This window comes from Albidovulum sp. (assembly GCF_049646345.1).
Taxonomy (GTDB): Bacteria; Pseudomonadota; Alphaproteobacteria; order Rhodobacterales; family Rhodobacteraceae; genus Albidovulum.
In genome coordinates, this window is sequence record NZ_JBARVQ010000234.1 from 1 (window position 1) to 8,068 (window position 8,068).

At 63.1% G+C, this 8,068-nt stretch carries 9 protein-coding genes; 5 read left to right on the forward strand and 4 right to left on the reverse strand.

From position 1 onward, the window contains the following. From WBB85_RS05565 to WBB85_RS05580, 4 genes are all read right to left on the reverse strand, one after another. On the reverse strand, positions 1 to 229 hold a 229-nt coding region (locus tag WBB85_RS05565; protein ID WP_432637637.1), incomplete at its 3' end, for a sigma factor. Beyond that, the gene (locus tag WBB85_RS05570; RefSeq protein ID WP_432637638.1) at positions 226 to 597 is read right to left on the reverse strand and encodes a YciI family protein; all 372 of its coding nucleotides are present in this window, start codon (positions 595 to 597) and stop codon (positions 226 to 228) included. The genes WBB85_RS05570 and WBB85_RS05565, both read right to left, overlap by 4 nt. A gap of 59 nt (positions 598 to 656) precedes the next feature. Continuing rightward, complete coding sequence (locus WBB85_RS05575) at positions 657 to 1,040, reverse strand: MAPEG family protein (RefSeq protein WP_432637639.1); 384 nt, start codon at positions 1,038 to 1,040, stop codon at positions 657 to 659. A gap of 287 nt (positions 1,041 to 1,327) precedes the next feature. Beyond that, positions 1,328 to 2,515: a phytanoyl-CoA dioxygenase family protein gene (locus WBB85_RS05580; RefSeq protein ID WP_432637640.1), complete on the reverse strand. Its 1,188-nt coding sequence runs from the start codon at positions 2,513 to 2,515 to the stop codon at positions 1,328 to 1,330. Between the two features lie 93 nt (positions 2,516 to 2,608). On the opposite strand from WBB85_RS05580, the gene WBB85_RS05585 reads away from it, so the two are divergent. The 5 genes from WBB85_RS05585 to WBB85_RS05605 all read left to right on the forward strand — a co-directional run bounded on the left by WBB85_RS05585 (position 2,609) and on the right by WBB85_RS05605 (position 7,866). Further along, on the forward strand, positions 2,609 to 3,628 hold the full coding sequence (locus WBB85_RS05585) for a LacI family DNA-binding transcriptional regulator (RefSeq protein WP_432637641.1): 1,020 nt from the start codon (positions 2,609 to 2,611) through the stop codon (positions 3,626 to 3,628). Positions 3,629 to 3,692: 64 nt separating this feature from the next. Continuing rightward, entirely contained in the window at positions 3,693 to 4,529 is an 837-nt protein-coding gene (locus WBB85_RS05590; RefSeq protein WP_432637642.1) for a helix-turn-helix domain-containing protein, read from the forward strand. After that, on the forward strand, positions 4,526 to 5,524 hold the full coding sequence (locus WBB85_RS05595) for an ArsJ-associated glyceraldehyde-3-phosphate dehydrogenase (RefSeq protein ID WP_432637643.1): 999 nt from the start codon (positions 4,526 to 4,528) through the stop codon (positions 5,522 to 5,524). Before WBB85_RS05590 ends, WBB85_RS05595 begins: the two co-directional genes overlap by 4 nt. A gap of 62 nt (positions 5,525 to 5,586) precedes the next feature. After that, positions 5,587 to 6,777 carry an organoarsenical effux MFS transporter ArsJ gene (gene arsJ / locus WBB85_RS05600; RefSeq protein WP_432637645.1) on the forward strand — a complete coding sequence of 397 codons (1,191 nt, stop codon included), beginning with the start codon at positions 5,587 to 5,589 and terminating at the stop codon, positions 6,775 to 6,777. Between the two features lie 102 nt (positions 6,778 to 6,879). Beyond that, entirely contained in the window at positions 6,880 to 7,866 is a 987-nt protein-coding gene (locus WBB85_RS05605; protein ID WP_432637644.1) for a type I glyceraldehyde-3-phosphate dehydrogenase, read from the forward strand. The last annotated feature ends 202 nt before the right edge of the window (positions 7,867 to 8,068 follow it).

Genomic DNA, 8,068 nt, shown 5'->3' on the forward strand with positions numbered 1-8,068 from the left:
GGTCGATGGCCTTGCGTCGCCCCACCCGCAACAGCCAGGCCCGGGGATCGGTGGGCACACCGCTCCGCGCCCAATGCACCAGGGCCGCCTCGGCCGCATCCTGCAATGCATCTTCGGCCAACTGGAAATCGCGCAATTCGCGGATCAGTGCGGACAGCAACCGGCCCCGGTCGCGGGCGACGGTGTCCTGCAACGCCGCCGCCGGATCGGGGCCGGATTGGTCTGTCACCCGATCATTTCCAGAAGCGGGCCGACATCCATGATCGGCCGGATTTCAATCGTGCCGAAATCCACCGCCGGGATCATCTCGGCATAGCGCAAGGCGCTATCAAGGTCGGGCACGTCGATCTGGTAATAACCACCGAGTTTTTCCTTGGTCTCGGCAAAGGGACCATCCATCGTCTCGACCTTGCCTCCGCGCCGGGTGATCGAAGTTGCCGAGGACACTTCCTGCAACGCCTCGCCCGCCCACTGGATCCCGTCGGCATCAAGCCTTTCGCCGAAGGCCTTGTAGCCAGCCATCATCTTCCCGAATTCGGGCGTTCCCGGTTCCGGGCCGTTGCTTTCGCTTCCATAAAGCAGGATCAGATATTTCATCGGTTGTTCCTTTCTTGGTTGGGGGTAAGTGTCGGACGCGAACCCGCATCCGGCAAGGGTCAGATCAGCCCGAACAGGGCGGCAACCGGGATCAGCGTCGCAATCCAGCTGCCGACGATGCCGGCAATGCGGATCGGCAGGACCTTTTTTGTCTCTGCCAGCCCAAAGGGGTGAAGGGCCCGCGACACGACAAGCAGCAGGCCCACTGCGTGCAGCCATGCTCCGGACAGGCCCTGCGCCTCGGCCAGTGCCATCACGATCAGCGCCATCGGTACATGTTCGACGAAATTGCCATGCCGGCGGATCGGCAGGATCATCCGCATCTCACCGGCATCGCCAAACAGCACTTCATGTTTCGCCCGCGCGGCGATGGCGAGGATCTGAAGCGCGATCATCATCAGCGCCAGAACCGCGGCATAAAGCCCGGTCACCTCGAGTGTCATGTCCGTCCTCCTGTTGTTGTGACACAGCAAGGACGATTGGCAGGGGCCGGTTTCGACATCCGTCCGAAAATTATTTTGCGTTTCGGCAGAGGCGATGGCCTGCCCGGAGCCCAATATTGGCACGCCCCTTCGCTGGGCCGCTCCGACCGGGTTCAGGCCCGACCGAACACTTAAGGCAGAACGAAATGGCCGGGCGAAAGTGAGTTTCGCCGGGCCCCTGCCCTATTTCCCCTGTTTCGACACCACGCGGCATCAGTGCGCTTCCGCCCCCGCCGCCGCGCAATGCCTCAATGTGATCGCTTCCGCCCCTGCTGCGCCAGGATTTCGGCGTTCAGCCGGTCTTCATCCCAGCTTTCGGCCAAAGCCTTTCGCATCACATCCTGCTGGCTCGGCGGGGCCATGCCGCCCACCGGTGCATCAAGGTCAAGATTGGCCGGGAACGGATACCCTTCGGCTGTTGCGGCCACCACGTTCTCCACCTCGCGCCCCGACAACGCTCCGGCTTCCGCCAGCGCCCTGAGATGCGGATAGACCGCCAAGGTCAGGCGGTTGCGGTCGACGATCTCGATCGAGCGGCCATAGGCCGAGCCAATCTGCATCAGGTTGGCAAAACGCTGCACATCCGCTGTCTTGTTCTCGCCCGCTGCGTGAAAGGTCGCCGGATTGAAAAAGACCATATCGCCCTTTTCCAGCGGCAACTGCACGTGGTTTGCTTCGAAATAGCCCCGGAAATCGGGGCGATGAATGGCGATGTAACCCGGCAGATAGCTTTGCGACCAGGGCAGAAGCTTGGTCGGCCCGCTGTCCATCGGCATATCGCTGTGGGCAATCGCCCCCTGTAGCGTCAGCAAGGCCGACAGCGCGTGCTGCGAGGCGGGATAATCGCGCAGGATCTCCTCGGTCTGGAACCCCATATGGTAATCGCGATGCGGCATCTGCGCCTTGCCGCCGGGGCGGACGACATTGACCTGCGTGGTGATCTGGTAGCAGGGGCCAAGCCAGGCTTCGGCCACCCGGCGCACGACCTCATTCGCATTGTAGCGCGCAAAGAGCGCCGGGTCGCGGACCCCCAGCTTTTCATGCGCGTTCCAGACACGGCTGTTGGCCCCAGCGGCGGCGAAATGATCGCCCTTGCCGGGCTGGGCCGCTTCCTCCTCGGCGATGATTGCGCTCAGGACCTCGGTCACCTCATCCAGAAGCGCCGTGTCGGGATGCCCGCCCCGGATCGCAATGATGCCGGGGCCGGTGGCGAAGACACGGTTGAACTCGGCCATCACCGACCGCGCCTTGTCGGCATCGGTGAAATCGCGCCTCAGAACTTCTCCGTCATAGACCGGGATGTTCTTTGCAATCTCGGCGGCATGGGGATGATCCGCCGCCTTGGTTTCCCGCTCCACATGGGCCGCGAATTCCGTGATGTCGCAATCGCGCGTGCCCAGCCAGACGCCTGTATCCGCCTCGTTCCGATCCAGCATACTGTCCTCCCGTCCGCATGTTTCCTTGCGCGACACTAGCAGTTCGGGCCACATTCACGGCGCAGCAGAATCCATCAAAAACGCATCAGAACCATGACCCACCGTTTTCTCGTCAAGGATATCGCGCTTCAGGCCGGGCTGGGCACCGCGACCGTGGACCGGGTTCTGAACGGGCGCGCCGGTGTCAGGCGGCAGACCGCCGAACGGGTGCACCACGCGATCCGGGAGCTTGAGGCGCAGGCCGGTCAGCTTGCCGCATCGGGCCGCAAGTTCATCATCGACCTTGTTGTCGAGGCCCCGCAGACCTTTCGCGAAACGCTGGACGCCGCAATCCGGCAGGAAATGCCATTGATGCAACCGGCCAGTTTCCGCATCCGCAGCGACACCAGAACCCATTTCCCGCCCGATGAGATGGAGCGCGCCCTGTCCCGTGCCGCACGTCTTGGCAGTCATGGCGTGATTGTCATGGCACCGGATACAGGCCCGATCCGGGACGCCATCGACCGGCTCGACACAGAAGGCATTCCGGTGATCACACTGGCGACCGATCTGCCGGGAACCCGACGCCGGGCCTATGTCGGGCTCGACAATACCAGCGCCGGTCGGACGGCGGCCTGGTTCCTGCACAAATGGCTGGCCCGTCACACCCGCCCGCGCATTCTCGTCACCATCCGCAACGACCGGTTCCGGGGCGAGGAAGAGCGTGAGAAGGCGTTTCGTCAGGCATTGCAGACGATGCTGCCGGATGCAGAGCTGGCCGTGATCGTCGAAGGCCACGATACCGTGGAATTCACCCGCCGGGTCGGCGAAACGGTCGGCACTGCCCCGCCGGACGGGTTATATTCCATCGGCGGCAATAACCGCCTTCTGCTCTCGGCGATCCGGAATGCCGGGGCGCAAAAGCCGATCCTAATCGGCCACGATCTTGACCCCGACAACCGCGCACTTTTGGCCGAGGGCGCGATTGACCTCATCCTCTATCATGACCTTGCCGAAGATATCCGCAATGCCTGCCGGGTGGTTCTGGCCGCCCATAGCCGGGGGGCGATGCCGAAACCGCCGGACGGCGCGGCGCTGAGGCTGGCGGTGCCGCCAATGGCGGACCCGATCTGAAAAAAGTATGCTGACGGCTGCAATACCTCTTTTCCTCAATCTGTATTTCCAATATTCATGAAATATGGAAATAGAGATTCCCCATCGCCTCACGACCCTCGGCCATCCGCATCGGCTGGCCCTGTTCCGGTTGCTCATGCGGCGCTATCCCGACCGGGTTCCGGCAGGAGAGATTGCCGGGGCACTTGGCCTCAAGGCCAGCACGCTTTCGACCTATCTGGCAGCTTTGGTGCAGGCAGGCCTGATCACGCAAGGCCGCGCGGGCACGTCGCTGCTTTATGCGGTCGATATGGAAAACGTGCGCCAGACCTTCGACTATCTGCTCATGGATTGTTGCCGTGGCCGACCGGATATCTGCGCACCGGTCCCGGTTGCGGAAAAGACGACCGCCTTTGACCGAAAGTACAATGTGCTTTTCATCTGCACCGGCAATTCCGCACGGTCGATCTTTGCCGAAACACTGCTGCGCAGCCTCGCCGGGGACCGGTTCAACGCCTATTCGGCAGGTACGAAACCGCGTTCAGAGCTCAATCCCTTCGCCATCAGCCAGTTGCTGGTGAAGGGCCATGACATTTCCGGCCTGCGCGCGAAAACCGTGTCCGAGTTTTCCGGCCCCGACGCGCCCCAGATGGATTTCGTGTTCACGGTCTGCAATCAGGCCGCGAATGAGGAATGCCCGCCTTGGGACGGTCAGCCGATCAGCGGTCATTGGGGCGTGCCCGACCCGGTCAGGGCAGACGGCACCGATGCCGAGAAAAGTCTGGCCTTCCAGACGGCCTACGGCGCACTCCGTCGCAGGATCGAAGCCTTCACCGCCTTGCCGCTCGCGTCGCTCGACCGGCTGGCCTTACAATCCGCGCTTGATCAGATCGGGCGTGAACACGGGAAATCAACAGAATGACCACCTATGCCCTGAACGGCCTTGGCCGCATCGGAAAGCTTGCCCTGAAACCGCTGCTTGAACGTGGCGCAAAGATCGCCTGGATCAATGACGCGGTCGGCGACCCCGAAATGCACGCCCATCTGTTTGAGTTCGACACGGTTCATGGCCGCTGGGACGCCGCCTTTTCGCATGACGCGGACAGCGTGACCATCGACGGCACCCGCCTGCCCTTCATCGGCACGAAATCACTTTCCGACCTGCCGCTCGACGGCGTCAATGTGGTGATCGACTGCACCGGCGCCTTCAAGACCGAGGCCAGGCTCGCCCCCTATTTCGATGCCGGGGTGCAGAAGGTCGTGATCTCGGCCCCGGTCAAGGACGGCCCGACCGCCAATATCGTCTATGGCGTGAACGACAACACCTATGATGCCGCCAGCCACCGGATCGTCACGGCGGCAAGTTGCACCACCAACTGCCTCGCGCCGGTCGTGAAGGTGATCCATGAAGGCTTGGGCATCCGCCACGGCTCCATCACCACGATCCATGACGTCACCAACACCCAGACCATCGTCGACCGCCCCGCCAAGGATCTGCGCCGGGCGCGGTCGGCGCTCAATTCACTGATCCCGACGACGACCGGCAGCGCGACGGCGATCACGCTCATCTATCCCGAACTGAAGGGCCGCCTGAACGGGCATGCCGTCCGGGTACCCCTGCTGAATGCCTCGCTGACCGATTGCGTTTTCGAAGTTGAGCGAGAGACCACCGCCGAAGAGGTGAACGCGCTATTCAAGGCGGCCTCTGAAGGTGTGCTCAAGGGCATTCTCGGCTATGAGACACGCCCCCTCGTCTCGACCGACTACACCAACGACATCCGCTCCTCGATTGTCGATGCCCCTTCCACGATGGTGGTGAACGGCACCCAGGTGAAAATCTATGCCTGGTACGACAATGAGATGGGCTATGCCCATCGGCTGGTCGATGTGGCGCTGATGGTCGGGGCCTCTTTGTGAGCCAGACGCGCCCCGAGGGGTTTTCGGCCTATATCGCCGTGACCGCCGCCTATTGGGCCTTCATGCTGACTGACGGCGCGCTGAGGATGCTGGTGCTTCTGCATTTCCATACGCTCGGCTTCAGTCCGGTGCAGCTTGCCTATCTTTTCGTGCTCTATGAAGTGGCGGGTATGGTCACCAACCTCTCGGCAGGCTGGATCGCCGCGCGGTTCGGGCTGACGTCGACGCTTTGTGCCGGGCTGGCGCTTCAGGTCGCGGCTCTTGTCGCGCTGGCCGCTCTTGATCCCGGCTGGGCGGTCGGGCTGTCGGTTGCCTATGTCATGGTCGTGCAGGGGGCCAGCGGTGTGGCCAAGGACCTTGCCAAGATGTCCTCCAAATCCGCCGTCAAACTGCTGGCGCCTGCCCAAGGTGGCGGCCTCTTCCGTTGGGTGGCGGTGCTGACCGGATCGAAGAACGCGGTCAAGGGGATCGGCTTCCTTCTGGGGGCCGCTTTGCTGGCCGGTCTTGGATTTGTCTCGGCCGTGCTGGTCATGGCCGCCCTGCTGGCGGTCATTCTGCTTGCCACTGTCGCAGCCATGCCGCCCGGCCTGCCCAAGGGCCGCAAAGGCGCGAAATTCTCCGAGGTCTGGTTGAAATCTGCCAATATCAACTGGCTGTCGCTGGCCCGGGTCTTCCTGTTTGGCGCGCGGGACGTCTGGTTCGTCGTCGGCATCCCGATCTATTTCTACGGCGTTTTGTCCGACGGGTCCGAGGCAGGCAACCGCGCGGCCTTCTTCCTGATCGGCACATTCATGGCGGGCTGGATCATCCTTTACGGCGCGGTTCAGGCGGCAACCCCCCGCATCCTGCGCGCCAATACCCGGTCTGAAGCCGACCTGATCCGCGCCGCGCGCAACTGGGCCGGGATGCTCTTCCTCGTCCCCGCGGCCCTGACCCTCGCCACATTCGCCGCACCAGATCCGCGACCCTGGCTCACCGTCACGCTGATTGCCGGGCTGCTGGTTTTCGGCGCGCTCTTTGCCGTCAATTCCTCGCTCCATTCCTACCTGATCCTCGCCTTTTCCACGTCCGAACGCGTGACGATGGATGTCGGCTTCTACTACATGGCCAATGCGGGCGGGCGGCTGACCGGCACGCTGCTATCGGGCCTGACCTATCAATTGGGCGGCCTGCCCATGGTCCTTGGCACCGCGACGCTGATGATCGCGCTCAGTACACTGGCGACAACCCGGCTGACCGCAGACGACACATGAGGCAGCAGCACCGGCCCCAATGTGCCCGGTACATTATTTGCCTTTCCCCTGCGGCACGCTTTGCGTTACCCCTCCCCCAGCCCAGAAAGAACGGAACCCGTCATGCCTGTCCGCATTGCCCTGAACGGTTTCGGCCGCATTGGCCGGTCGGTCCTGCGGGCGGCTCTGTCTGACCCGACCCATGCCGATATCGAGATCGTGGCGGTGAACGATATCGCCAAGCCCGAAATGGCGGCCTATCTTTTCGAATACGATTCCACCTTCGGTCCCTGGCCGGGCGAGGTGCGGCTTGAGGGCGGAAGCCTTGTCGTCAACGGCCGCCAGATCCGGCTGACCGGCGCCCGCGATCTTTCCACGCTCGACTTGTCGGATATCGACATCGTCATGGAATGCACCGGGCTTGGCGGTGAGAGGTCCTTTGCCGAAGCGGGGCTTCGGGCCGGGGCGGGACGCGTGCTCGTCTCGGGGCCCTCCAGGACCGCTGATTTCACGCTGGTGATCGGCGCGAATGAGGACCGGTTGCAAGCCGATCACCGGATCGTCTCGAATGCTTCCTGCACCACCAACGCGCTGGCCCCGCTGGTGCGGCTGATCGAGCGGGACTGGGGCGTGGAAACCGGCTGGATGACGACGATCCATTGCTATACCGGCAGCCAGCCCACAGTCGATGCGCCGGGAGCCGAATTCGCGCGGTCGCGCGCGGCGGCCTTGTCGATGGTGCCAACCACAACCTCGGCCCAGCGCCTGCTGGACGTGGTCCTGCCCGAGATTGCGGGCCGGATCGAAGGGGCTGCCGTGCGGGTCCCGGTGGCCTCGGTCTCGGCGGTGGACCTCTCGGTGATGACGCGGGCGAAACCGGACCGCGCAGCGGTGAACGACGCGTTGCAGCGCGCGGGCGGCGTGATCGGCTGGACCGAAAAACCGCTCGTCTCATCAGACCTGCGCGCACGGCCCGAAAGCATCGTCATGGCCTTGCCCGAAACCCATGTCACGGCAGGCCGGCTGATCCGGGTCTTCGGCTGGTACGACAACGAATGGGGCTTTTCCAACCGCATGCTCGACGCGGCGCGGCTGATGACCGCCGTCTGACGCTATGTAGGTTCGGCTGGCCGGTATTTCTCCTTGAAATGGTTGAGAAGCTGTGTGTCATTGAGTGCGGTTGCAATCAGTTTCGTGAGGTCGCATGAAAGACGAGTACCCCTCATCCGGGGCCGCCACATCTCTGAATTGCTCGGGTCCTCACGTCACACCATCCGATACAGATTATATTCCAGACACAGTGGCACAAATG